Source organism: Kytococcus schroeteri, assembly GCF_002847825.1.
In the GTDB taxonomy this organism is placed as follows: domain Bacteria; phylum Actinomycetota; class Actinomycetes; order Actinomycetales; family Dermatophilaceae; genus Kytococcus; species Kytococcus schroeteri.
Map to the genome: position 1 here is coordinate 72,287 of NZ_PKIZ01000009.1, position 22,365 is coordinate 94,651.

General features: G+C 73.3%; 22 protein-coding genes, 1 pseudogene and 1 riboswitch. Of the genes and pseudogenes, 15 read left to right on the plus strand and 8 right to left on the minus strand.

What is annotated here, in order from left to right; translation table 11 throughout:
• Positions 1 to 41: 41 nt before the first annotated feature.
• The gene (locus CYJ76_RS06010; RefSeq protein WP_101849531.1) at positions 42 to 629 is read right to left on the minus strand and encodes a maleylpyruvate isomerase family mycothiol-dependent enzyme; all 588 of its coding nucleotides are present in this window, start codon (positions 627 to 629) and stop codon (positions 42 to 44) included.
• A gap of 123 nt (positions 630 to 752) precedes the next feature.
• Here CYJ76_RS06010 and CYJ76_RS06015 point away from each other — a divergent pair, with 123 nt between their 5' ends.
• From CYJ76_RS06015 to thiD, 3 genes are all read left to right on the plus strand, one after another.
• Positions 753 to 1,190 (plus strand): SRPBCC family protein, encoded by a 438-nt coding sequence (locus CYJ76_RS06015; protein ID WP_141495056.1) that lies wholly within the window; start codon positions 753 to 755, stop codon positions 1,188 to 1,190.
• Positions 1,191 to 1,636: 446 nt separating this feature from the next.
• A riboswitch (TPP riboswitch) is annotated at positions 1,637 to 1,729 on the plus strand.
• On the plus strand, positions 1,720 to 2,424 hold the full coding sequence (thiE, locus tag CYJ76_RS06020; RefSeq protein ID WP_238138165.1) for a thiamine phosphate synthase: 705 nt from the start codon (positions 1,720 to 1,722) through the stop codon (positions 2,422 to 2,424). It overlaps the preceding riboswitch by 10 nt.
• The gene (thiD, locus tag CYJ76_RS06025; RefSeq protein ID WP_238138166.1) at positions 2,421 to 3,254 is read left to right on the plus strand and encodes a bifunctional hydroxymethylpyrimidine kinase/phosphomethylpyrimidine kinase; all 834 of its coding nucleotides are present in this window, start codon (positions 2,421 to 2,423) and stop codon (positions 3,252 to 3,254) included. Before thiE ends, thiD begins: the two co-directional genes overlap by 4 nt.
• Positions 3,255 to 3,406: 152 nt before the next feature.
• Here thiD and CYJ76_RS06030 read toward each other — a convergent pair.
• From CYJ76_RS06030 to ald, 3 genes and pseudogenes are all read right to left on the minus strand, one after another.
• Positions 3,407 to 4,785: pseudogene (locus CYJ76_RS06030) on the minus strand (ATP-binding cassette domain-containing protein); the annotation flags it as partial.
• A gap of 187 nt (positions 4,786 to 4,972) precedes the next feature.
• Positions 4,973 to 6,037: an endonuclease/exonuclease/phosphatase family protein gene (locus tag CYJ76_RS06035; protein ID WP_238138167.1), complete on the minus strand. Its 1,065-nt coding sequence runs from the start codon at positions 6,035 to 6,037 to the stop codon at positions 4,973 to 4,975.
• 228 nt (positions 6,038 to 6,265) lie between these two features.
• Positions 6,266 to 7,384 carry an alanine dehydrogenase gene (gene ald, locus CYJ76_RS06040; protein WP_070705220.1) on the minus strand — a complete coding sequence of 373 codons (1,119 nt, stop codon included), beginning with the start codon at positions 7,382 to 7,384 and terminating at the stop codon, positions 6,266 to 6,268.
• A 148-nt stretch (positions 7,385 to 7,532) separates the two neighbouring features.
• Between ald and CYJ76_RS06045 the strand changes: the two genes are divergently transcribed.
• Positions 7,533 to 9,065 (plus strand): alanine/glycine:cation symporter family protein, encoded by a 1,533-nt coding sequence (locus CYJ76_RS06045; RefSeq protein ID WP_101849533.1) that lies wholly within the window; start codon positions 7,533 to 7,535, stop codon positions 9,063 to 9,065.
• A gap of 107 nt (positions 9,066 to 9,172) precedes the next feature.
• Here CYJ76_RS06045 and CYJ76_RS06055 read toward each other — a convergent pair whose 3' ends face one another.
• Positions 9,173 to 10,459 carry an MFS transporter gene (locus CYJ76_RS06055; protein WP_144043042.1) on the minus strand — a complete coding sequence of 429 codons (1,287 nt, stop codon included), beginning with the start codon at positions 10,457 to 10,459 and terminating at the stop codon, positions 9,173 to 9,175.
• 138 nt (positions 10,460 to 10,597) lie between these two features.
• Here CYJ76_RS06055 and CYJ76_RS06060 point away from each other — a divergent pair, with 138 nt between their 5' ends.
• Positions 10,598 to 11,233, plus strand: a complete 636-nt coding sequence (locus tag CYJ76_RS06060) for a vitamin K epoxide reductase family protein (RefSeq protein WP_238138168.1) — start codon at positions 10,598 to 10,600, stop codon at positions 11,231 to 11,233.
• Between the two features lie 86 nt (positions 11,234 to 11,319).
• Here the strand turns inward: CYJ76_RS06060 and CYJ76_RS06065 are convergent, their stop codons facing one another.
• Entirely contained in the window at positions 11,320 to 11,784 is a 465-nt protein-coding gene (locus tag CYJ76_RS06065) for an SRPBCC family protein (protein ID WP_101849534.1), read from the minus strand.
• Between the two features lie 39 nt (positions 11,785 to 11,823).
• Here CYJ76_RS06065 and nadE point away from each other — a divergent pair, with 39 nt between their 5' ends.
• The 6 genes from nadE (at position 11,824) to CYJ76_RS06095 (ending at position 16,030) form a co-directional block, all read left to right on the plus strand.
• Positions 11,824 to 12,666, plus strand: coding sequence for an ammonia-dependent NAD(+) synthetase (gene nadE / locus CYJ76_RS06070; protein WP_101849535.1), 843 nt, complete (start codon positions 11,824 to 11,826; stop codon positions 12,664 to 12,666).
• 1 nt (position 12,667) lies between these two features.
• Positions 12,668 to 13,495 carry an SDR family NAD(P)-dependent oxidoreductase gene (locus CYJ76_RS06075; protein WP_101849536.1) on the plus strand — a complete coding sequence of 276 codons (828 nt, stop codon included), beginning with the start codon at positions 12,668 to 12,670 and terminating at the stop codon, positions 13,493 to 13,495.
• On the plus strand, positions 13,492 to 13,824 hold the full coding sequence (locus CYJ76_RS06080; RefSeq protein ID WP_070705214.1) for a tetratricopeptide repeat protein: 333 nt from the start codon (positions 13,492 to 13,494) through the stop codon (positions 13,822 to 13,824). The genes CYJ76_RS06075 and CYJ76_RS06080 overlap by 4 nt, the downstream gene beginning before the upstream one ends.
• 88 nt (positions 13,825 to 13,912) lie before the next feature.
• Entirely contained in the window at positions 13,913 to 14,131 is a 219-nt protein-coding gene (locus CYJ76_RS06085; RefSeq protein WP_101849537.1) for a VOC family protein, read from the plus strand.
• A gap of 98 nt (positions 14,132 to 14,229) precedes the next feature.
• Complete coding sequence (locus CYJ76_RS06090) at positions 14,230 to 15,429, plus strand: MFS transporter (RefSeq protein WP_238138169.1); 1,200 nt, start codon at positions 14,230 to 14,232, stop codon at positions 15,427 to 15,429.
• Between the two features lie 259 nt (positions 15,430 to 15,688).
• Positions 15,689 to 16,030, plus strand: coding sequence for an MGMT family protein (locus tag CYJ76_RS06095; protein WP_101849538.1), 342 nt, complete (start codon positions 15,689 to 15,691; stop codon positions 16,028 to 16,030).
• 4 nt (positions 16,031 to 16,034) lie between these two features.
• Here CYJ76_RS06095 and CYJ76_RS06100 read toward each other — a convergent pair whose 3' ends face one another.
• Complete coding sequence (locus CYJ76_RS06100) at positions 16,035 to 17,198, minus strand: MFS transporter (protein WP_083323451.1); 1,164 nt, start codon at positions 17,196 to 17,198, stop codon at positions 16,035 to 16,037.
• Between the two features lie 101 nt (positions 17,199 to 17,299).
• The gene (locus CYJ76_RS06105; RefSeq protein ID WP_101849539.1) at positions 17,300 to 17,740 is read right to left on the minus strand and encodes a MarR family transcriptional regulator; all 441 of its coding nucleotides are present in this window, start codon (positions 17,738 to 17,740) and stop codon (positions 17,300 to 17,302) included.
• A gap of 95 nt (positions 17,741 to 17,835) precedes the next feature.
• Here CYJ76_RS06105 and hutG point away from each other — a divergent pair, with 95 nt between their 5' ends.
• The 4 genes from hutG to CYJ76_RS06125 all read left to right on the plus strand — a co-directional run bounded on the left by hutG (position 17,836) and on the right by CYJ76_RS06125 (position 22,344).
• Positions 17,836 to 18,792 carry a formimidoylglutamase gene (hutG, locus tag CYJ76_RS06110; protein ID WP_070703886.1) on the plus strand — a complete coding sequence of 319 codons (957 nt, stop codon included), beginning with the start codon at positions 17,836 to 17,838 and terminating at the stop codon, positions 18,790 to 18,792.
• Positions 18,793 to 19,024: 232 nt separating this feature from the next.
• Complete coding sequence (gene ahpC / locus CYJ76_RS06115) at positions 19,025 to 19,588, plus strand: alkyl hydroperoxide reductase subunit C (RefSeq protein ID WP_070703888.1); 564 nt, start codon at positions 19,025 to 19,027, stop codon at positions 19,586 to 19,588.
• Between the two features lie 174 nt (positions 19,589 to 19,762).
• Entirely contained in the window at positions 19,763 to 21,445 is a 1,683-nt protein-coding gene (gene ahpF / locus CYJ76_RS06120; RefSeq protein WP_101849540.1) for an alkyl hydroperoxide reductase subunit F, read from the plus strand.
• Complete coding sequence (locus CYJ76_RS06125; RefSeq protein ID WP_101849541.1) at positions 21,442 to 22,344, plus strand: LysR substrate-binding domain-containing protein; 903 nt, start codon at positions 21,442 to 21,444, stop codon at positions 22,342 to 22,344. Before ahpF ends, CYJ76_RS06125 begins: the two co-directional genes overlap by 4 nt.
• Positions 22,345 to 22,365: the final 21 nt, after the last annotated feature.

Here is a 22,365-nt window from a genome sequence, read left to right on the forward strand (position 1 = left end):
GGGGCCATCCTGCCCGAGGGGGCGGGGCGCGATCGCCCGGGTCACATCGGGCTGGCGCCACCCTCCGGGGCACCCGGGCGGCGCCACTGCGGGTCGCGGCCGATGAAGGCCATGAGGCGCTCCACCGGGTCCTCGCTCTCGGTCTCCACCGCCGGGCCGTACTGGCCGGACTGGCGCAGCATCTGCTCGATGGGCTCCATGCCCTGCAGCATCTGCTCGGCGTAGTCGGCGTCCAGGTCGGGCTCCACGCCGGCGGCGCGGGCCAGGTCCCAGGTGTGCATGTAGATGTCCGAGACGTACAGGTCGCCGGTCATCTCGGCGATCGTCTGGCCGGCGAACGGGCCCTCGTCCAGCACGATGGTGGAGCGCTCGCTGTCGTCGAGCAGCTCCTGCACGTCGGCGGCGCGCTGGCGCCAGGCGGTGGCGGGGTCGGCCTGCGGGTCGCGGTCGGGCAGGTCCATGTCCACCCAGTTCTCCAGCACGGACTCGTACCAGTCGATGAGGTGCTCCACGACGTCGCCGGCGGTCCACTCCTTGACCGGGGTGGGGGCGTCCCAGTCGGTCACCGTGTCCGCCACGTCGGCGAACGCCTGGGAGAAGCGCGCGTGCAGGCCGGACTCGAGACTCATGGTGACCTCCGTGGTGTGCGGCGGGTGGGCCGGCGGTGTGCCGGGTCCGCAGGGCCATCATGCCTGTCGGGGTGTCGGGGCCGCACGCGGGAGCGCCGCGGTGCGTGGACCACGATGGGGCACGTGCCCCGCCCTGCCGACCGCCCCTTCGTGTTCACCCACTCGTGGACCGAACCCGGCGCTCCGGCAGCGGTGTACGCGCGGTGGGCGGTTCCGGAGGGCTTCCCGGGGTGGTGGCCGCAGGCGCGGGCGGCGCGGCGGACCGGGGACGGCGCGGGCTCGATGGTGGTGCGCAGCCTGCTGCCGGTGCCCCTGCGGTTCTCGCTGCGGCGGGTGGTGGAGGACCCGGTGGGGCGCCGGCTGGTGGCCCGGTCCGCGGGCGACCTGGTGGGGACGATCGAGGTGCGCGTGGTGGCGTGCGGCGGGGGCAGCCGCATCGTGTGGCGGCAGCGGTGCCGGCTGGCGCACCCGGTGCTGCGGCACGCGCTGTGGGTGCCCGGTGCGCGGGCGGTGCTGCGGGCCAACCACGCGTGGATGATGCGCGGCGCCCGCCAGGCGTGAGGGGGGACGTCGTTGGGCCTGGGCGGGGAAGGCCGCTCCGGCATCGCCCCGCCCACGCCCTCCGGCATCCTCGCCTCATCGCCCCGCCGCGTCCCCCATCGCACCGCCCGTCGCACGCGAAAACTCACTGCGCACGCGAAAGGTGCTGGCCGCACGCGAAGCTTCCCGTGCGGGGGCGTCCCTTCCCGTGCCGCGCCACCTTTCCCGTGCGGCGGGGCGATGGGGCCCACCTCCGCAGCAGACCCACCCGAGCGGCCTCAGACCTCCGGGTTCCGTGCAGACCTCCGGGTTCCGCCGCCCCACCCTCCGGAAAGCTTTCAGAACCACCACGACGGCGCGGTGGATCTGAAAGCTTTCCGGAGGTGAGCACGTCCGGAGGGGTGCCGCCCCGGCCCCGCCCCGGCCACACACCCACCCGAGGGCGGGACGCCCCACCACCTAGGGTGGCCGACGACGCGGGGTGCCCCACCGGGGCTGAGAACACACCCGTGGAACCTGATCTCGTTCACGCGAGCGGAGGGACGTCATCGTGAACCACCCTGCCCAGCCGGCCCCGCACCCCGCGGCCACACCCGCCCCCACGCGCCCGTCGGTGCCCGGCCGCCCCGCATTGGACCTCACGCTCTACCTCGTCACCGACACCGCCCGCTGCGGCGCGCGTGGCGTGCCCGCCGTGGTGCGCGATGCGGTGGCCGGCGGCGTCACCATCGTGCAGCTGCGCGAGAAGCGCCTCGACGACGTCGCGTTCGTGCGCCTGGGGCAGGAGATCCGCGAGGTGCTCGAGGGCACCGGAGTGCCGCTGCTGGTGGACGACCGCGCCCACCTGGTGCACGCCATCGGGGCGCAGGGGGTGCACATCGGCCAGACCGACACCCCGCCGGTGCAGACCCGCGAGGAGGTGGGGCCGGACGTGCTCGTCGGGCTGTCCACGCACTCGGTGGAGCAGGCCCGTGCCGCCAGCGCCCTGCCGCCGGGCACGGTGGACTACATCGGCATCGGCCCGGTGTGGCCCACACCCACCAAGGTGGCGCACGATCCCGCCATCGGGCCGGAGGGGGCCCGTGCGATGCGGGCGGCGAGCCAGCTTCCGGGCGTGGCCATCGGCGGCATCACCCCGCAGAACATCGGCGAGCTGCGTGGGTGCGGGGCCGAGGGCGTGGCGGTGGTGCGGGCGCTGTGCGCGGCGCCGGACGTGGCCGCGGCCGCACGCGAGTTCCGGGAGCTGTGGCGGTGAGCGCGCACGGGGGCCCGGCAGGGGCGGGGAGCGCGCGCGTGCCGGTGGTGCTCACCGTCGCGGGCTCGGACCCCTCCGGCGGGGCGGGTGTGCAGGCCGACCTCAAGACCTTCAGTGCCCTGGGGGCCTACGGCTGCGCGGTGCTCACCTCGCTCACGGCGCAGAGCACCCGCGGGGTCACCGGCATACACCCCGTGCCGGCGGGGTTCGTCACCGACCAGCTGGCCACGCTGCTGGAGGACGTGCGGGTGGACGCGGTGAAGATCGGGATGCTCGGCACGGCGTCGGTGGCCGATGCGGTGGCCGACGTGGTGCGCCGGCTGGACTGCCCCGTGGTGCTCGACCCGGTGATGGTGAGCACGGCCGGATCACGGCTGCTGGACGCCGACGCGGTGGAGGCCGTGCGCCGGCTGGTTGCGATGGTGGACCTTGTGACGCCCAACGGTCCCGAGGCGGGGGTGCTCGCCGGGGCCGAACCGCCGCGCGACCTGGCCGGACAGCGGGCGATGGCTGCCGCGCTGCACGAGCGGCTGGGGGCGCGGGTGCTGCTCAAGGGCGGCCACGTGGACGGCGCCGCGAGCACCGACGTGCTGGCCGGGCCGGGTGGGGCGGAGGAGTTCACCGCTCCTCGGGTGGCCACGCGCAACACCCACGGCACGGGATGCACGCTCTCCTCGGCGGTAGCCGCGTTGCGCCCGCAGCGGGCGGGCTGGACCGATGCGGTGGCCGACGCCAAGGCTTACCTGACGGCCGCGCTGGAGCACGCGGACGCCCTCGACGTGGGGGCCGGGCCGGGGCCGGTGCACCACTTCCACGCCCTCTGGGGCTGACGGTCCGGCGAGCTCCGCACCGGTGCAGATCTCGAGCATCGCCGGCCACGAACTCCGCACCGGTGCCGATCTCGGACGTCACCCGGCCGTGAGAACCGCACCGGTGCCGATCTCGACAGTCGAGTTCAGCACCGGTGCGGAAGTGGGTGCTCGGCGGCCTGAGTTCGGCACCGGTGCGGAGTTCGCCGTGCCGACGGGTGCGGAGGTCGCTGTGGGGTCCGCCCCGTCAGCGCCGGGTGGTCCTGGGTCTGGGCGAACCAGCCGGGGCGCACCCGGGAGCCCAGCCGGGCCACGCCCCGGTGGTCCACCGGCGGCGGGGCCACGTCGCCCACCGGGCGGTGTTCGGGCTCGGGGTCGGACCCGCCACCGGCCAGCAGGCGCAGGAAGTGGCTCTTGCCCGACCCGTTGGACCCCAGCACCGCCACGCGCTCGCCGAACCACACCTCCAGGTCGAACGGCTCCATGAGCGTCGCGGCGCCACCACCCTCGAGCGCCGGCACCCGCAGCTCCAGCCCCTCGGTCACCACGGCGCGCTTGGCCGTGCGCCCACCGCGCAGCCGCATGCGCACGTTCTGCGTGGCGGCGAGCTTCTCCGGCGGTCCGGCCTCCTCGAACTTCGCCAGGCGCGTCTGTGCCGCGCGGTACCGGGGCGCCATGCCGTCGTTGTACTCGGCCTTCACCTTGAGCCGCAGCACCAGCGCCTTGAGCTTGGCGTGCTCCTCCTCCCACCGGCGCAGGCGCTCCTCCAGGGCGGCGTTGCGCGCCTCGCGGGCCTCGTGCCAGCCGCTGAACGACCCGGCGTGCGTCCACGCGCTGGCCCCGGCGGCGTGCGGCTCCAGGGTCACCACGTGGGTGGCCACCTGGCTGAGCAGCTCGCGGTCGTGGCTGATGAGCAGCACCGACTTGCCGCACCCGGCCAGCCGCTCCTCCAGCCAGCGCTTGCCCGGCACGTCGAGGTAGTTGTCCGGCTCGTCGAGCAGCAGGATCTCGGCCGGTCCGCGGAGCAGCGCCTCCAGCACGAGCCGCTTCTGCTCACCCCCGGAGAGGGTGGCGGCCGCCCGGTTCTGCGCCCGCTCGAAGGTCACGCCGAGCGCGGCCTGGGCCACCTCGTCCCACATCTGGGTCTCGTAGTCGTACCCGCCGGCGTCGCCCCAGTCCGCCAGCGCCTGGGCGTACGCCATCTGGGCCGGTTCGTCGTCGGTCTCCATGAGGCGCAGCTCGGCGGCGTCCACGGCCTCGGCCGCTGCCCGGATCCGCGGCGGCGCCGAGCGCACCAGCAGGTCCCGCACGGTCGACTCGTCCCGCACCCGCCCGATGAACTGCGGCATCAGCGCCACGCTGCCCGATGCGGTGACGTTGCCCTCCGCGGCCAGCTCGCCGGAGATGATGCGCAGCAGCGTCGTCTTGCCCGTGCCGTTGGGCCCCACCAGAGCCACCCGCTGCCGGTCCCCCACCCGGAACGAGACGCCCCCAGCAGCGGCCGCCCGTCCGGCAGCCAGTACTCGATGTCGTGGACCTCCAGGTGCGGCATGCCCGGACCGTACCGGCCACCGGCCGGCCGTCACGACCGCTTTTCCCGGGCGAAAAGACGGGGGGCCCGCGCCGGGTTGCCGGAACCACGCCGCCGCCCCACACGCAGAGATCCGCCTGCGGTTCAGAGGTGCGCCCGGGAACCCGGACATCTGGGTCGCAGGCGGATCTGTGTGCGTTCGCGCCCGTCAGCCGCGTGCAGGCGCCCCGGCCACGCGGTAGGTGGCCAGCACCGCCTGGTGGTCGGTGGGCCAGTCGCTGAACAGGGCGCGGTAGTCGTCGGTGCGCTCGGCCACGCGCTGGTTGCGCACGATGGTGCGCCCGGTGCCCACGCGTCCGGCATCGAGCAGGCGCAGCCCGGCAGTGGGGGAGGCGAACACGTAGTCGATGCGGTCGCGCTCGTCGGCCTCGGGAGCCCAGGTGAGCTGGTCGGTGCCCACGGCCTCGTTGCTGATGGGCCACGTGGTGCCCGGGTGGGTGACCGGGTTCGGGTACATGGCGCGGTAGGCGTCCACGTAGCCGGCCTCGCGCAGCAGGGCGGTGGACTGCCACGGCACCACCAGGCCCTGGTGGTCCTGCGTGGTCGCGGCGGCGCGGGTCCAGTCCAGCAGGGACGGCTCGTTGAAGTCGCCACCGATGAGCACGGCACGGCGGCGGGCCTGCTCGGCCTTCGCGTCGGCGATGACGTCGGCGATCACCTGCGGGCGGCCCGAGGCGGCGTTCACGTCCAGCACGGTCCCGGCATCGGTCACGGGCCCGCCGGGCAGCAGGTCCCAGCCGGAGTAGGGGCCGCTGGGCACGCCCGCGCCGTAGCCGCGGGGCAGGTAGGTGGCGTACCAGCGGTACTCCAGGTGTGCGGCGTATGCGGCCACCTGTCGGCCGCCGAGGTCGATCACGGCCTTGGTGACGAAGGGCATCACCGCGCTGTCCACGATGGGGAAGCGCGAGAGCACTCCGGTGTCGGAGCTGGAGGCGTGGTGCCAGCGCTGGCCGCCGGCCGAGAGGGTGGCGGCGAGGTCGGCGGTGGCGTCGCCGGACTCCGAGAGCAGGACGACGTCGGCCTTGGTGCGGCGGATGGCCTCGGCCACGAGCGCGCGTCCACCGGGCACGGCGGTGCCGCCGAACCAGATGTTCATGGCCAGCACCCGCAGGGTGGTCGGCTTGGCGGCGTGTGCCGGGGCGGCCGCGGCGAGGGCTGCGGTGCCACCCATCGCGAGGGCGGCGCGGCGGGAGAGGGCAGGGGTGTGGGACACGGCGTCTCCTGGGTGAGGGGTGCGGGACGCCGGCACGGTAGGTGGCCGGGGAGAACGTGCCGTGAACCCGAGGCGACCGGCCGGTGGCGGCCCGGGGGTGAGTTCGCGCCAGCCTCGCCCACACGCAGAGATCCGCCTGTGGTCCAGAGGTGCGTCCGGAAACCCGGACCTCCGGACCACAGGCGGACCTTTGCGCGGCGCGAGCTGACCCGCCCGCGGCGCCCCGCCTCAGCCGGCCAGCGCCGCGGCCACGTCCTGGCTCTCGATGCCCAGCGCCTCACCCACCGGCGCCGAGTACAGCGTCCCGCCGTGCGTGGACAGGCCCTTGGCCAGCGCCTCGTCGGCCCGCAGCGCGTCGCGCCACCCGGCATCGGCCAGACGCAGTGTGTACGGCAGGGTCGCGTTGGTGAGCGCCTGCGTGGAGGTCACCGGCACGGCGCCGGGCATGTTGGCCACGCAGTAGAACACCGAGTCGTGCACCTCGAAGGTGGGGTCGTCGTGCGTGGTGGGGTGGGAGTCCTCGAAGCAGCCGCCCTGGTCGATGGCGATGTCCACCAGCACCGAGCCGGGCTTCATCTGGGCCACGAGGTCATTGGTCACCAGCTTGGGCGCCGCCGCACCGGGGATGAGCACCGAGCCGATCACCAGGTCGGCCCGGGTCACGGCCTCCTCGATGGCCAACGCGGAGCTGGCGATGCCGTGCACCCGGTTGCCGTAGCGCCAGAAGCTCATGCGGAGCTTCTCCAGGTCGATGTCGAGCAGCGTGACGTCGGCGCCCATCCCCATCGCGATGTTGGCCGCGTTCTGCCCCGCGGTGCCGGCACCCAGCACGGCCACCTTGGCCCCGGCCACGCCGCCGACGCCGCCCATGAGCACGCCGCGTCCGCCGCGGGCCTTGAGCAGGGAGGCCGCGCCCACCTGCGGCGCGAGGCAGCCGGCCACCTCGCTCATGGGGTAGAGCAGCGGCAGCGAGCGGTCGGTGCGCTGCACGGTCTCGTACGCGATGGAGGTGGTGCCCGCCTCGAGCAGCGCCTTCGTGAGCTCCGGCTCGGCGGCCAGGTGCAGGTAGGTGAACAGGGTCAGGCCGTCGCGCAGGCGGTGGTACTCCTCGGCCACCGGCTCCTTGACCTTGACCACCATCTCGGCCTCGCCCCACACGTCGTCCGCGGACTCCACGATGCGGGCACCCTGGGCCGCGTACTCCTCGTCGGTGACGGCGCTGCCCAGGCCGGCACCGGCCTGCACCAGCACCTCGTGCCCGCGCTGCGTCAGCTCGCGCACGCCCACCGGGGTCATCCCCACCCGGAACTCGTTGTTCTTCACCTCTGTCGGCACGCCGATGCGCATGTCGCCTCCTTCGCGGTCACGGGGCCCGGTCGGCTCCCTTTGCCGAATCGTTGCAGATCCGTTGTCGAACGGTCATCGCACTGGCCCCGGTGGGCGCCTAGCGTTCGGGGAGACCCAGCCCACCCGGCTGTCCTCCGAAAGGTTCCCCATGTCCGAAACCCTGACGGCGATCTACGACATCGTCTGGTCCCAGTGGCTGGTCTGGCTCTGCCTCGCCGCCGGCCTCTACTTCTCCGTCCGCCTGGTCTTCCCGCAGATCCGACTCCTCGGCCGCATGGCCCACGAGATCCTGCACGGCGAGGAGTCCGACTCGGGCGTCTCGTCCTTCCAGGCGCTGGCCATCTCGCTGTCCGGCCGCGTGGGTACCGGAAACATCGCCGGTGTGGCCACCGCCATCGCCATGGGTGGCCCGGGCGCCGTGTTCTGGATGTGGATGGTGGCCTTCCTCGGCGCCTCCACCTCGTTCATCGAGTCCACGCTGGGCCAGATCTACAAGGAGCGCGACGACTCCGGCGAGTACCGCGGTGGCCCGGCCTACTACATCGAGAAGGGCCTGGGGCAGCGCTGGTACGGCATCCTCTTCGCCATCGTCTCGGTGCTGGCCATGGGCCTGTTCATGCCGGGCGTGCAGTCCAACGGCATCGCCGAGGCGATGAACAGCGCCTGGGGCGTGGACCCGCTGTGGGTGGCCATCATCGTGGTCATCGCGCTGGCCTTCATCGTGGTCGGCGGCATCAAGCGCATCGCCACCTTCGCCTCCATGGTGGTGCCGTTCATGGCCGTGGGCTACATCGTGCTGGCGCTCATCGTGCTGGTCGTCAACATCTCCGAGGTGCCCGGCGTGCTCAAGCTGGTGTTCTCCAGCGCCTTCGGCATGGACTCGGCGCTCGGCGGCATCCTGGGTGCCACCATCGCCTGGGGCGTGAAGCGCGGCATCTACTCCAACGAGGCCGGTCAGGGCACGGGCCCGCACGCCGCCGCGGCGGCCGAGGTCTCCCACCCGGCCAAGCAGGGTCTGGTGCAGGCCTTCGCCGTCTACATCGACACCCTGTTCGTCTGCTCGGCCACCGCGTTCATGATCCTGTCCACGGGCATGTACGAGGTCTTCGACGAGAAGAACGGTGAGGCGCTGCTCCTCGAGGGCCCCGCCGAGGTGCACGGTGCGGCAGCCGGCCCGAGCTACACGCAGGCCGCACTGGACACCGTCTTCCACGGGCTGGGTGGTTCGTTCGTGGCCATCGCGCTGCTGTTCTTCGCGTTCACCACGATCGTGGCCTACTACTACATGGCCGAGACGAACATGACCTACCTGTTCCGCAACGCCAGCCCGATGGCGCGGGCCGTGGCCGTGCGCCTGGTGCAGCTGGTCATCCTGCTGGCCACCGCCTACGGCGCCGTGCAGTCGGCCGCTGACGCGTGGACGCTGGGTGACATCGGTGTGGGCCTCATGGCGTGGCTCAACATCATCGCCATCCTCATCCTGCAGGGGCCGGCGGTGAAGGCGCTCAAGGACTACCAGCGCCAGCTCAAGGAGGGCCGCGACCCGCAGTTCGACCCGCGGGAGGTCGGCATCAGCAATGCCGACTTCTGGGTGGACCGCGTCGAGGGCCGCTTCCGCAAGGGGCAGGGCGAGGCGGTCGTGACCGGCACCGACGGCGCCCACCCCACCGGCCTGCGCTGAGCCGTCCCCACACCGACGACGCCCGGTCCCCCAGGGGGCCGGGCGTCGTGCTGTCCGGGGGAGGGAGGGCTGGTCGGGGCGGGCCGGCCGGTCGATGGGGTGCGGGGTCAGTCTGCGCGGGCGGTGGCCACGTCCGGGCGGCGGCGCAGGAAGAGCAGCCCGCTCACGGTGGCGGCCACGTAGAACGCGCCCGCGAGCCCCAGCACGGCGGTGTAGCCGAGGGAGTCGGCCAGGGCCAGCAGGAAGCCGCCGCCCACGAAGTACACGACCATGGCCAGCGAGGCCAGCAGGGTGACGTCGCCGCCGGCGCTGTCGGGGCGCGCGAGGTCCATGTTCACCGTGTAGACGAGCGCGTTGGCCACGGCGTTGAGCACCACGAAGCCCGTGAGCGCGACCACCGTGCCTCCCAGCGGGGCCTGCCCGGCGGCCAGCGGCAACAGGGGCAGCAGCGAGAGCGCGCCGCCCACCCCGGTGAGCAGCAGCATCGGCCGGCGCCCCCAGCGGTCCAGCAGGTGGCCGGAGGCCAGTCCCGCCAGCATCGCCGGGGCGGCCACCACCACCGAGAGCACCACGCCCACCCGGCTGAGCGACCACCCGGCATCGACCAGGGCGGGCTGCAGCAGGAAGTACGCGCCCCCGATGCCGATGTGGAGCAGCGGCACGGTCACGAGCCCCCACAGGACGGCGCCCGGCTGGCGGAACACGCCCACGGCCTGCGAGGCGAGGGGGAGGGGCTGCGGGGGAGCGGTGTGGTGGCCGTCGGCCTCGTCGAGCCGCGGGAGCCACAGGTAGGGCAAGGCCGCCGCGGCGGCCAGCAGCAGCACGGCCGGCGTCCAGCCGAACTGGTCGTAGACCACCACCACGAGACCGCCGCCCACGAGGGTGCCCAGCCACTGCGCGCCCACCACCACGCCGTTCACGCGGCCCCGGCCCTCCGAGGCGAAGAGCCGGGCAGCCAGGGCGTCCACGGCCACGTCCTGCGTGGCCGAGACCAGCAGGTAGAGGCCCACCACCACGCCGAGCCCGCCGAGGCCGGTGCCGAGGTGACCGAAGGGCAGCATGGCCAGGATGCCCAGCACCACCAGCGGCTGGGTCCACATCACCCAGCGGCGGTAGTGCCCGCGGCGGCCGGGTGGGGCCCAGCGGTCCACGGCCGGGGCCCAGAGGAACTTGAGCGCCCACACCATGCCCAGCTGGGTGATGAGCGCCAGGTCGGTGAGGGTGAGCCCCTGCTGCCGGGCGATGCCGAGCAGCCCGGTGGAGAGGAAGCCCACCCCGAGGTACTGGGTGACGTACAGGGACGCCACGGCCGGCAGGTGGTGCGGTGCGCCGGCGGCCCGCGGGGCGGGGGACGCGGTGGCGGCGGGGATCTCGTGCATCGCGGTCTGGCTCATAGGGCGAAGGGTAGGCGAACCTCACTCGCGACGGCAGGTAGGTCCCATCCGCCCCGCCCGGTCCGCTGGGTGTGCGGTGGCGCACAATGAGCAGGCCGCGGAAGCCGATCCGCGGCCACGTGACGAAGGGATCCTGCCGTGAGCGAACGCCTCGACACCGAGGGTGACCACGCCGGCGCCGTCGTGACCACCCCCCGCTGGGCCACCGACCGGGCGCTCGGCTGGTTGCTGACCACCACCGGCCTGGTGGGCTGGGTGGGAGCGGCCGTCCTGGTGCTCGAACGGGTGCACCTCTACGAGAACCCGTTCGCCTCCACCTCGTGCGACATCAACCCCCTGGTCAGCTGCGGCAGCGTCATGGCCACCCCGCAGGCCGCGCTGTTCGGCTTCCCCAACCCGTTGCTGGGCATCGTGGGCTACGCGTTGGTCGTGGCCATCGGCACGGGCCTGCTCGCCGGCGCCCGCTACGCCCGCTGGTACTGGGTGGCCACCTGGGTGGGGGTGGCCCTGGCTGGGGTCTTCCTCGTGTGGCTGTGGTCGCAGGCGCTGTTCGACATCGAGAAGCTCTGCATCTACTGCATGGTCTGCTGGGCGGCCACCATCCCGATGTTCTGGGGCCTCACCGGCGCCCTGGTCTCCCGCGGTCTCCTGCCGGGGTCCGAGGGGGTGCGCCACTTCTTCCGCGAGTGGACCTGGGTGGTCGTGGTGGTCAACTACGTGGCCGTGATCGCCTCCGTGCTGGCCGTCTTCCTGCCCAAGTTCATGGACCTCTGAGCACCCGCCGGCCCACGCACGAGGGGGACCCACCACCCGGTGGGTCCCCCTCGTGCGTGGGGGGGCGCAGGGCCCCGGAGACGGCGTCAGAGGCGGGTCTCGACGGCGCGCTTCAGGCGCCCCAGGCCCTTCTCGAAGTCCCTGCCGATCATCGCGTCGAAGTCGGCCACCTTGTTGACCAGGGCCATGACGCGGCCGCGGGTGCCCGTCATCGTCCACGTCACCAGCGTGCCCACTGCGGTGGGGGCCAGGGTGAACGCCACCTGGTTGTCGGCGCGGAAGGGCTTCTCGAAGCGCAGGTCCAGGCTGACGCGCCCCACCTCGGAGTGGGTGATCTCCATCTCGCCCTTGCCGGCCTTGCGGTTGCCCTCCCACGCGTAGGTGGCGCCCACGCCGTTGGCCGGGTCGGAGTAGCAGCGGCGCAGGTCGGGGTCCACCTCCTCCCAGGGCGACCACTGCTGCCACAGGTGCAGGTCGTTGAGGTACGGGAACACCTCCTCGGGGGAGGCGGAGATCTCGACGGAACGGGTCACCTGGAAGGTCTGGGCCATGTGGCCATCATGGCGCACCTGCGGCCGTAGGGTGGCCTCATGCGCGATCTCCAGCGAGTGATCATCGACGAGATGGGCGTCAAGCCCTCCATCGACCCGGCGCGCGAGGTGGAGCGCCGCGTCGAGTTCCTGCGCGACTACCTGCAGGCCACGGGCACGAAGGGCTTCGTGCTCGGCATCTCCGGCGGGGTGGACTCCACGCTGGCCGGTCGGTTGGCACAGCTCGCAGCCGAGCGCCACCGGGAGCAGGGCGGCGAGGCCGTGTTCGTGGCCGTGCGCCTGCCGCACCACGTGCAGGCCGACGAGGCCGACGCCGCTGAGGCGATGCGCTTCGTGGCCGCCGACGAGGAGGTCACCTTCGACATCGGGGCGGCCACCGACGCCTTCGAGGCCGAGTACGCCCGCGCGCTGGGCAGCCAGGTCAGCGACTTCTCCAAGGGCAACGTCAAGGCCCGCCTGCGCATGGTGGCGCAGTACGCCATCGCGGGGGAGCGGCGGATGCTGGTGATCGGCACCGACCACGGCGCGGAGTCCGTCACCGGGTTCTTCACGAAGTTCGGCGACGGCGGGGCCGACGTGCTGCCGCTGTACGGGCTCGACAAGGGGCAGAACCGCGAGATCGCCCGCCACCTGGGCGCGCCGGAGCAGCTGTGGGCCAAGGAGCCGACGGCCGACCTGCTCGACGACCAGCCGCTGCGCTCCGACGAGCACGAGCTGGGCCTGACCTACGCGCACATCGACGCCTACCTGCAGGGCGAGGAGGTGCCCGCCGAGGTGGCCGAGCGCATCGAGCAGAAGTGGCGCACCTCGCGGCACAAGCGCACCACCCCCGTCACCCCCTTCCACACCTGGTGGCGGACCGACCACGGGACGGAGGACTGAGATGCAGCTCGAGGGAAAGGTGTTCGCCGTCACCGGCGGCGGTGACGGCATCGGCCGCGAGGTGGTGCTGGGGCTGCTGCGCGCCGGTGCCCGCGTGGCCGCGGTCGACCGCTCCGCCGAGGGGCTGGCCGCCACGCGCGCCGAGGCGGTGAACGAGGGGGCCGGGGAGTTCCTGAGCACCCACGCCGTGGACGTCACCGACCGGGCTGCCGTGGAGGCGCTGCCCGAGGCCGTGGTGGCCGAGCACGGCGCGGTGGACGGCCTGCTCAACGTGGCCGGCGTCATCCAGCCGTTCGTCACCGTCGGGGAGCTGGCCGTCGAGGACGTGCGGCGCGTGGTGGACGTGAACTTCTGGGGCGTGGTCAACACCTGCCAGGCCTTCCTGCCGCACCTGCAGGCCCGCCCCGAGGCGGCGGTGCTCAACGTCTCGAGCATGGGGGCGCTCACCCCGGTGCCGGGGCAGGCCGCGTACGGCGCGAGCAAGGCGGCGGTGAAGTTGTTCACCGAGGCGCTGTACTGCGAGCTCAAGGACGGGCCGGTGGCGGTGACCGTCGCCTTCCCCGGGGCGGTGGAGACCGGCATCGCGGACAACTCCGGGGTGTCCGTGGGGGCGGCGGCGGACGACCCCGCGGCGGCCGAGGCGTCGTCCTTCCCCCGCACCAGCGCACCCGACGCGGCCGAGGCGATCCTGCGCGCCCTGGAGGAGGGGGCCTTCCGCGTGGTCATCGGGAAGGACGCGAGGTTCGTGGACCGTGCGAGCCGCATCGCCCCGCGGTGGGCGGCCGACTTCATCACCCGCAGGATGCAGAGCCTGCTGGAGCGCCGATGACCGAGCTGGACGACTACGAGCGCTTCCGCCGGGCGCAGTTCCTCTTCGAGCAGAAGCTCTACCGCGAGGCCGCCGTGGAGGCAGAGACCCTGCTGGGAACGGCCGACGCGGTGCACGGCCTGGCCGAGGTGCGGCTGCTGCTGGCGCGCGCGTACTTCCACTCCGCGCAGCTCACGCGGGCGGAGAACATGGCCCGGGAGATGCTGGCCGAGCGGCCCGAGGACTCCTATGCCGCGGTGCTGCTGGCCCGTTCGCTGGAGCGGCAGGGGCGCGACGCCGAGGCGGCGCCCTACCTGGAGCGGGCGCGGGTCCTCGGGCAGGACCTCTGAGGCGGCTCCATCCCCCTCGCAGAAGTGGGTGGCGCGTCACGCTCCGGGGGCCTGTCGCCGCACGGTGCGGGTCCTGGCGTGAACGCCGTTGACATCCAGTCTCTCTCAGGAGGGCCCCGCGGCCACCAAGCCCAACCCGTACATCACCTTCGACGGCAACGCCGAGGAGGCCATGCGCTTCTACGGTGAGGCCTTCGGCGCCGAGCCGCAGATCATGACCTTCAAGGACGCCGGCATGGACCTGCCCGGCGAGTACGTGCAGGGCAACAACCTGCAGGTCTCCCTCTCCGGCGACGACGCCGCCTGAGCGACCCGACCCCAGCGGTCGCGCCCGACGGTGTGACCCACCCCGCCCCACCGCGGCGGAATGGCACGCCCGGACCCTCGGTTGGTCCGAGCGTGCCCGTGTCTGCCCACCCCGCCGCCCCCTCCGCCCACCTGCGCACCAGCGCCCGCACGCTCGTGCTCTGGCTCGCGGCGGCTACCTTCGGTATCGGGCTCACGGAGTTCGCCGCCATGACCCTGCTGCCCTTCTACGCGCGGGAGTTCGGCGTCACCGAGCCCCAGGCGTCGCGGGCGGTGAGCGCCTACGCGCTGGGGGTGGTGGTGGGTGCCCCCGTGCTCTCGGTGGTCATGGGCGGCTGGGAGCGTCGCCGCGCGCTGGTGGTGCTGCTGGGCATGTTCGCCACCGGCAACCTGCTGGCCGCCCTCGCCCCCTCGATGCCGTTGCTCGTCGGCGCCCGCTTCCTGGCCGGTCTGCCGCACGGTGCGCTGTTCGGCATCGCCCAGCTGGTGGCGGCCACCGCCATGGGGCGTGAGCGGGCGGCGCAGGCCGTGGCCTGGGTGATGATGGGCCTGACGGTGGCCACCGTGGTGGGCGTGCCCACCGTGAGCGTCATCGGGCAGGCCACCACCTGGCGGCTGCCGTTCGCCCTGGTGGCCGTGGGTGGGCTGCTCCTGGCGGCCGTGCTCTGGCGTCTCGTGCCGCCGGGCGGCGGGCGCTCGGGCGGCACCTCGTTCCACGAGCTCAACGCACTGCGCAACCCGGACGTGCTGCTCACCCTGGCCATGGGCGCCATCGGGTTCGGTGGCATGTTCGCCGTGTACTCGTTCCTCTCGGCCACCCTGCTGGAGAACACCGACGCGCCCGCTTGGGGCATCCCGCTGGTACTCATGGCCTACGGCGTGGGCGGCATCCTGGGCAACCTCGCGGCCGGGCGCACCCCCGCCGGGCGGCTGCTGCCCGTGGCCGGCGCCTTCCAGGCGTTCATCGGGGTGGCCACGTTGGTCTACTCGCTCACGGTGGACCACTGGTGGCTGATGCTGCTCTCGGTGGCCGTGGTGGGCTTCGGCGGCGGGCTCGTGGTGCCGCTGCAGACGCGGCTCATGCACGTGGCCGGTGAGGCGCAGACCATGGCGGCGGCCATGAACCATGCGGCCTTCAACGCGGCCAACGCGCTGGGGCCGGCCGTGGCGGGGGCGGCGCTCGCGGCCGGGTGGGGTTGGCACTCCACCGGGTGGGCCGGGGCTGCGCTGTCCGTCGGGGGCCTGGTGGTGTGGGCCGTGATGATGCTGCGCGATCGCGCCGCCCGCCCCGCGGCCTGAGTCGCTGCGCGACGGTCCCACGGCCCGATCGCGCCGCCCGGCGACGCGTGCCGCCCCGGCCTCACCGCGGCCCGATCGCACCGCCTCATCTGCGCGCACGGGAAACCTCCGGCCGCATGCGAAAGGTGCTGGTCACCCGGGAAACATCCCGTGCGGCCAGCACCTTTCCCGTGCCGGGTGGGTTTTCGCGTGCGGGCGGCCCAGCCCCGGCCCGGTGCCGTCCCGTCGAAGGCGCCCCACCCCGTGGCAGGCTGCCGCCGTGGACGAGCTGCTGGTGGAGAAGGTGCTGCGCTGCGTGGAGCTGGTGCCCGCGGGGCGGGTGGTGGCCTACGGCGAGGTCGGCCGCATCGTGGGGGCCGGGCCCCGACAGGTCGGCGCGGTGATGGCCCACCACGGGCACCTCGTGAGCTGGTGGCGGGTCACCAACTCCGACGGGGACCTCCCGCCGCACCTGCGCCCGCGGGCCGCCGAGCACTGGGCCGACGAGGGCATCGTCTGGAAGCCCAACGGGCTGGGATGCCGCATCGCCGACCACCGCGTGGACCTCGAGGCCCTCGCCGCGGCCTGGCACACCGACACCGCCGACCTGCGAGAGGCCTGACCCGTCAGACGACCGCCGGTTCGTGCCCGCCGATCCACCGCGCCCCGCGGCCGATGAGCCCCGCCGCCACCAGCACCACGACCGCCGCGATGACGAACGGCCAGGCCACGCCGGCCCGCTCGGCCACGAGGGTGGAGACGTACGGGGCCACCACGCCGCCCATCCAGCGCACGCAGTTGTAGCCCGCCGAGGCCACCGGACGCGGGGCGTCGGAGACCTCCATGGCCAGCTCGGTGTAGAGCGTGTTGTTCACGCCCAGGAGGGCGCCGGCGGCCACGGTGCACGCGATGACGACCGCCCGGGAGCCACCGGCTGCGGCCGCGGCCGTCACGCCGAGGTCCGCGGCCAGCAGCACCAGCACCGTGACGAGCGTGCGCGCCGTGCCCCACCGCGCCTGCAGCACCGGGGCCAGGAAGACCGACGTGAGGGCCAGCGCCAAGCCCCACCCGAAGAACACCGCGCCGATCGTGTACGGGCCCGCGTCCAGCACGAACGGCACGAACGCCAGCACCGTGAAGAAGCCGTAGTAGTAGAGCGCCCCGCTGGTGGAGACGATGCGCAGCCCGCCGTGTCCCAGGGCGCGTAGGGGGTCGGACAGCCGCGTGCGCTGCGCCGGGCGAGGCAGGTCGGGCAGCAGCACGAGCAGCGCCACGAAGGCCGCCGTCATCAGCACGGCCGTGCCGAAGAAGGGGGCCCGCCAGTGCCAGCCGCCCAGCACCGCGCCCAGGAGGGGGCCCAGTGAGAGGCCAGCGCCCAGCGCGGCCTCGTAGAGGATGATCGCGACGCTCGACCCACCGCTGGCCACGGCCACGATGACGGCCAGCGCGGTGGCCACGAACAGGGCGTTGCCCAGGCCCCACCCGGCCCGGAAACCCACCAGCTGGTCCACCGTCGAGGAGGTGCCGGACAGGGCGGCGAAGACGGCCACCAGGGCCAGGCCCAGCAGGAGCGTTCGCTTCCCGCCGATGCGGGAGCTCAACCAGCCGGTCACCAGCATCATCACCGCGGTGAGGGCGAAGTAGCTGGTGAACAGCAGCGAGACCTGCGAGTGCGTGGCGTCCAGGTTCTCCGCGATGGCGGGCAGGATCGGGTCCACCAGGCCGATGCCCATGAAGGCGAACACGCTGGCCAGGGCGGTGGCCCACACGGCGGGCGGCTGGCGCAGCATCGAGGTGCGCTCGGCGGCGGCGACCTCCTCGGCGGAGGGGTGGTGGGTGGCTGTGGGCACGGGTCTCCTCTCGGTGGGACGGGTTCCTCGGTGGGCGAGGCTCAGGGGCGCTCGGCCGCGGCGGCCAGCGCCTGCAGGGCGGGTGCCGCGGCGGCCAGTGCCTCCCGCTCGGTGGCGCTGAGGGTGGCCATGGCATCGGCCAGGTAGGCGGCGCGGCGCTCGTCGCTGGCTGCCAGGGCGGCGCGTCCCTCCTCGGTGAGGTGCACGCGCTGCACGCGCTGGTCGGCCTCGTCGCGGGTGCGGGTGACGTACCCGGCATCGGCCAGGCGCCGCACCATCGACGTGGCACTGGGCAGGCGCATGCCCCCGATGCGGGCGAGCTCGCCCATGGTGCGCGGCCCCTCGCGCAGGGCGGTGAGCGCGGTGGATTGGGAGGTGCTGAGTGCCTCGGTGTGGTCGAGGCCGCGCATCATCACCACCACCTCGCGCAGGGCGCCGCGCAGGGCGTGGGCGGTGGCGAGGTCCTCGGGGCCGTGTCGCATGGTAGTGAGGCTATCTCATAGTAAGACTGCCTAAGTACATGGGAGGGTCCTCGCCGGCTGGCGGTCGCCCCGCCCGGTCGCGCCACAATGGCCCCATGACCACCGACGCCTCGCAGTCCTCCGCCCCCGCTCCCTGGACCGGCCGCGACGACGGCCCCGGCCCCGAGCACCGCCGCTGGCACCACGTCGCGGCCGGGGCGACGGACGGCGGCCCGCGCGTGGGCGTGGTCGGCTTCGCCAGTGACGAGGGCGTGCGCCGCAACAAGGGCCGCCAGGGTGCGGCCGAGGCCCCGCCGCTGCTGCGCGGCGCCCTGGCCGGCATGGCCGCCCACAGGCCCTTCGCGCTGACCGACCACGGCGACACCGGCTACGAGGGGCGTGACCTCGAATCCGGTCACGAGGCCGTGGGTACCGCCATCGCCGCCTCGCTCGACGCCGACGACCTCACCGTCGTGCTCGGCGGTGGCCACGAGACCGCGTGGGGCTGCTACCTGGGCCGCGCGCGCTCCCAGCGCTACGGCACCCCCGAGGCGATGGGCCGCACCGCCGTGGTCAACCTGGACGCGCACTTCGACCTGCGCGAGGCCCCCGAGCCCAGCAGCGGCACCCCCTTCCTGCAGATGGCGCAGGCCGAGCAGGGGGCCGGCCGCGGGCTGGACTACACCGTCATCGGCATCGCCGAGTCGAGCAACACCGCCGTCCTGTTCGACGCCGCGCGCTCGCTGGGTGCCACCTGGCTGCTCGACGTGGACTCCACCGAGGAGGCCGCCGTGGCCGCGGTGGACAAGGTGCTCGCCCGCGCGGACCACGTGCACCTGGAGATCGACCTCGACGTGCTGCCCGCCGACATCGCGCCCGGTGTGAGCGCGCCGGCGGCCTACGGCGTGCCGATGCGGGTGTGCAGCGCCGTCGTGCGCCGCCTGGCGGCCTCCGGGAAGCTTCGCGTGGTGGACGTGGCCGAGTACAACCCGTCGGTGGACGTGGACTCGCGCACCGCCAAGGCCGCTGCCCGTCTGGTCACCGACATCGTCCACGCCCTGCCGGGGGAGTGAGCGTGGCTGCCCGTTGACCCCCCCTCCCGTTGAGTCGTCGACTCTTGGGGCCGATGGGGGGAGTTGACCCCGAGGAGCGACGACTCAACGGGCCGCTGGGGTGGGGTCGGGGGGTGGGGGGGTGGTATAGGTGTCGACTATGCAAAACCGTCCGACTCATATACAGTGGCTATCGCAGTCGGGAACGTCGGCTGCACCCCCCAGACGTCAACAACGCAACGAGGGAGCACGCATGTCGCTGATCAACACCACCATCAAGCCCTTCCAGGCCACCGGTTTCGTGAACGGTGAGTTCAAGGACTACTCGGACGCCGACATCCAGGGCAAGTGGGCCATCTTCTTCTTCTACCCGGCCGACTTCACCTTCGTGTGCCCCACCGAGCTGGGTGACCTGGCCGACCACTACGAGGAGCTGCAGAAGCTCGGCGTCGAGGTCTTCGGTGTCTCCACCGACACCCACTTCACCCACAAGGCCTGGCACGGCTCCTCCGAGACCGTCGGCAAGGTGACCTACCCGATGCTGGGTGACCCCACCCACCTGCTGGCCAACAACTTCGAGATCCTGCGCCAGGACGAGGGCGTCGCCAACCGCGGCACCTTCCTGGTGGACCCCGACGGCGTCATCCAGTTCACCGAGGTGACCTCCGAGGGCATCGGCCGCAACGCCGCCGAGCTGGTCCGCAAGGTCAAGGCCGCCCAGTACGTGCGCAACAACCCCGGCCAGGTCTGCCCGGCCAAGTGGGAGGAGGGCGCCGAGACCCTGGAGCCCTCGCTGGACCTCGTCGGCAAGATCTGATCGGCGACACCGCCCTCGGCGCCTGACGGCGTCGACCCCTGACCCGACGGCGGTCGGGCCGGCCAGGTGCCGGTCGGCCGCCGTCGGTGCACCCACCACCCGCACCCGATGCGGTGCACCCGCCCCTGCGCCCTCGTCCCCGCCACGCCACGCCACGCACCCCTGGAGGACCCCGTGCTCGAGAAGAACCTCGCCACCCAGCTCCGTCAGCTCCTGGACAACCTGAAGCGTCCGGTCGAGCTGCTCACCACCGTCGAGGCCGACGCCACCGACGCCACCACCCGCGAGACCCTCGAGCTGTGCGCCGAGATCGCGGAGATGTCCGAGCTCGTCACCGCCCGTGAGGCCGAGGGCGACGAGCGCGCGCAGCGCACCCCCTCGTTCACCATCCGCGCCGCCGACGACCACGCCGCGGCCGTGACCTTCTCCGGCCTGCCGATGGGCCACGAGTTCACCTCGCTGGTGCTCGCCCTGCTCAACATCGGTGGCCACCCGTCCAAGGCCGCCGCCGCCACCATCGAGCAGGTCCGGAACATCCGCGGCGAGCACCACTTCGAGACCTTCTTCAGCCAGTCCTGCCAGAACTGCCCCGACGTGGTGCAGGCGCTGGACCTCATGGCCACGCTCAACCCGGGCATCACGCACACCGCCATCGACGGCTCGGCCTTCCCCGACGAGGCCGACGAGCGCGGCGTCATGGCCGTGCCCACCGTCTTCCTCGACGGCGAGGACTTCGGCTCCGGCCGCATGACCCTGGAGGAGATCGTCGAGCGCATCGACGACGACGCCGCGCAGGCCGCCGCGGACCGCCTCTCCGAGGCCGACCCCTACGAGGTGCTCGTGCTCGGCGGCGGCCCGGCCGGCGCCACGGCCGCCATCTACGCCGCCCGCAAGGGCATCCGCACCGGCCTGGTGGCCGAGCGCATGGGTGGCCAGGTGAACGACACCATGTCCATCGAGAACCTCTCGGGCACCTCCCACACCGAGGGGCCCCAGCTCTCGGCCGCGCTGGAGCGCCACGTCAACGACTACGAGGTCGACCTCGTGAAGTCCCAGGTGGCCATCGGCGTCACCACCGCCGGGACCGAGGGCGGTCACCACAGCGTGGAGTTCGCCTCCGGCGCCACCCTGCGCACCCGCTCGCTGGTCATCGCCACCGGTGCCTCCTGGCGCACCATGGGTGTGCCGGGCGAGGAGGAGTACCGCAACAAGGGCGTCACCTTCTGCCCGCACTGCGACGGCCCGCTGTTCAAGGGCAAGCGCGTCGCCGTCATCGGCGGCGGCAACTCCGGTGTGGAGGCCGCCATCGACCTGGCGGGCATCGTCGGCCACGTCACGGTGCTGGAGTTCATGGACTCCATGCGCGCCGACCAGGTGCTGCAGGACAAGCTGCGCTCCCTGCCCAACGTGGACATCGTGCTCGGTGCGGCCACCCAGGAGGTCGTCGGCGACGGCTCCCGCGTGACCGGCCTGAGGTACGAGCTCCGCGAGACCGGCGAGGCCCAGCAGCTCGATCTCGAGGGCGTGTTCGTGCAGATCGGCCTGGTGCCCAACTCGGCCTTCCTCAAGGACTCCGGCATCGAGCTGACCGACCGCGGCGAGGTCGTCATCGACGAGCGGGGTGCCACCAACGTGCCGGGCGTGTTCGCCGCCGGCGACGTGGCCACCACCCCGTACAAGCAGATCGTCGTGGCCTTCGGCTCGGGCTCCACCGCCTCGTTGAGCGCCTTCGACCACCTCATCCGCACCTCCGCGCCCAGCCAGGGCGACGCGGAGGACACCGCGGCGCGCACCAAGGTGGTCGATGCCGACGCCGAGCCCACCGACGTGGCCGACACCGCGGACGCCTCGTCGTGAACCTGCGCGACCTCGAGTACCTGGTCGCCCTGGGCGACCACGGCAGCTTCGGTCGCGCCGCGGAGGCCTGCGGTGTCAGCCAGCCCACGCTGAGCACGCAGGTCAAGAAGCTGGAGGCGGCCCTGGGCTGCGCGCTCGTGGAGCGTGCGGGCCGCACCACGCGCCTCACCCCGGCCGGCGAGCAGATCGCCGGCCGGGCACGGCGCATGCTCGGGCACGGCGACGCCATCCGGCGCATCGCCGAGCAGGCCCGCGACCCCCGGGCCGGCTCGCTGCGGCTGGGCATCTTCCCCACCCTCGCGCCGTACCTGCTGCCGCACGTGGTGCCCGGCATCCGCGAGGCCCTCCCGGAGCTCAACCTGCTGCTGGTGGAGGAGCGCACGCCGGACCTCATGCGGCAGCTCCGGGAGGGCACCCTCGATGCGGTGGTGCTCGCCGGCCCGCTGACCGACCCCGGACTGGCGGTGGAGCCCCTCTTCCGTGAGGACTTCCTGCTGGCCGTGCCGCTGGACCACCCGCTGGCCGGGCAGGAGACGGTGGACCCCTCCGTGCTGGGCGACGAGTCGGTGCTCCTGCTGGAGGACGGCCACTGCCTGCGGGACCAGGCGCTCGACGTCTGCCGCTCCTCCGGCGCGGTGGAGATGGACGGCTTCCGCGCCACCTCCCTGGAGACCCTGCGGCACATGGTGGCCTCCGGGGTCGGGGTGACCCTCATGCCCCGCATGGCGGTCGACCGCCCCGGCGGCCCCGGGGGAGTGGCGACGGTCGAGTTCACCGCGCCAGCACCCCATCGGGACATCGTGCTGGCGTGGCACGCCTCCTCGGTGCAGGCCGACCTCATGCCGGAGCTCGCCGAGCTGCTCCGCTCGGTGCCCGCGCCCCTGGCCACCCCGGCCTGACGCCGCGGCAGGGGGGGTGGC

Bases quoted from the DNA above. Each gene is read 5' to 3' on its own strand.
- CYJ76_RS06010 (WP_101849531.1), bottom strand. From the start codon at position 629: ATGAGTCTCGAGTCCGGCCTGCACGCGCGCTTCTCCCAGGCGTTCGCC.
- ald (WP_070705220.1), bottom strand. From the start codon at position 7,384: ATGCGCATCGGCGTGCCGACAGAGGTGAAGAACAACGAGTTCCGGGTG.
- CYJ76_RS06045 (WP_101849533.1), top strand. From the start codon at position 7,533: ATGTCCGAAACCCTGACGGCGATCTACGACATCGTCTGGTCCCAGTGG.
- CYJ76_RS06055 (WP_144043042.1), bottom strand. From the start codon at position 10,459: ATGAGCCAGACCGCGATGCACGAGATCCCCGCCGCCACCGCGTCCCCC.
- CYJ76_RS06065 (WP_101849534.1), bottom strand. From the start codon at position 11,784: ATGGCCCAGACCTTCCAGGTGACCCGTTCCGTCGAGATCTCCGCCTCC.
- nadE (WP_101849535.1), top strand. From the start codon at position 11,824: ATGCGCGATCTCCAGCGAGTGATCATCGACGAGATGGGCGTCAAGCCC.
- CYJ76_RS06075 (WP_101849536.1), top strand. From the start codon at position 12,668: ATGCAGCTCGAGGGAAAGGTGTTCGCCGTCACCGGCGGCGGTGACGGC.
- CYJ76_RS06080 (WP_070705214.1), top strand. From the start codon at position 13,492: ATGACCGAGCTGGACGACTACGAGCGCTTCCGCCGGGCGCAGTTCCTC.
- CYJ76_RS06100 (WP_083323451.1), bottom strand. From the start codon at position 17,198: ATGCTGCGCCAGCCGCCCGCCGTGTGGGCCACCGCCCTGGCCAGCGTG.
- CYJ76_RS06105 (WP_101849539.1), bottom strand. From the start codon at position 17,740: ATGCGACACGGCCCCGAGGACCTCGCCACCGCCCACGCCCTGCGCGGC.
- hutG (WP_070703886.1), top strand. From the start codon at position 17,836: ATGACCACCGACGCCTCGCAGTCCTCCGCCCCCGCTCCCTGGACCGGC.
- ahpC (WP_070703888.1), top strand. From the start codon at position 19,025: ATGTCGCTGATCAACACCACCATCAAGCCCTTCCAGGCCACCGGTTTC.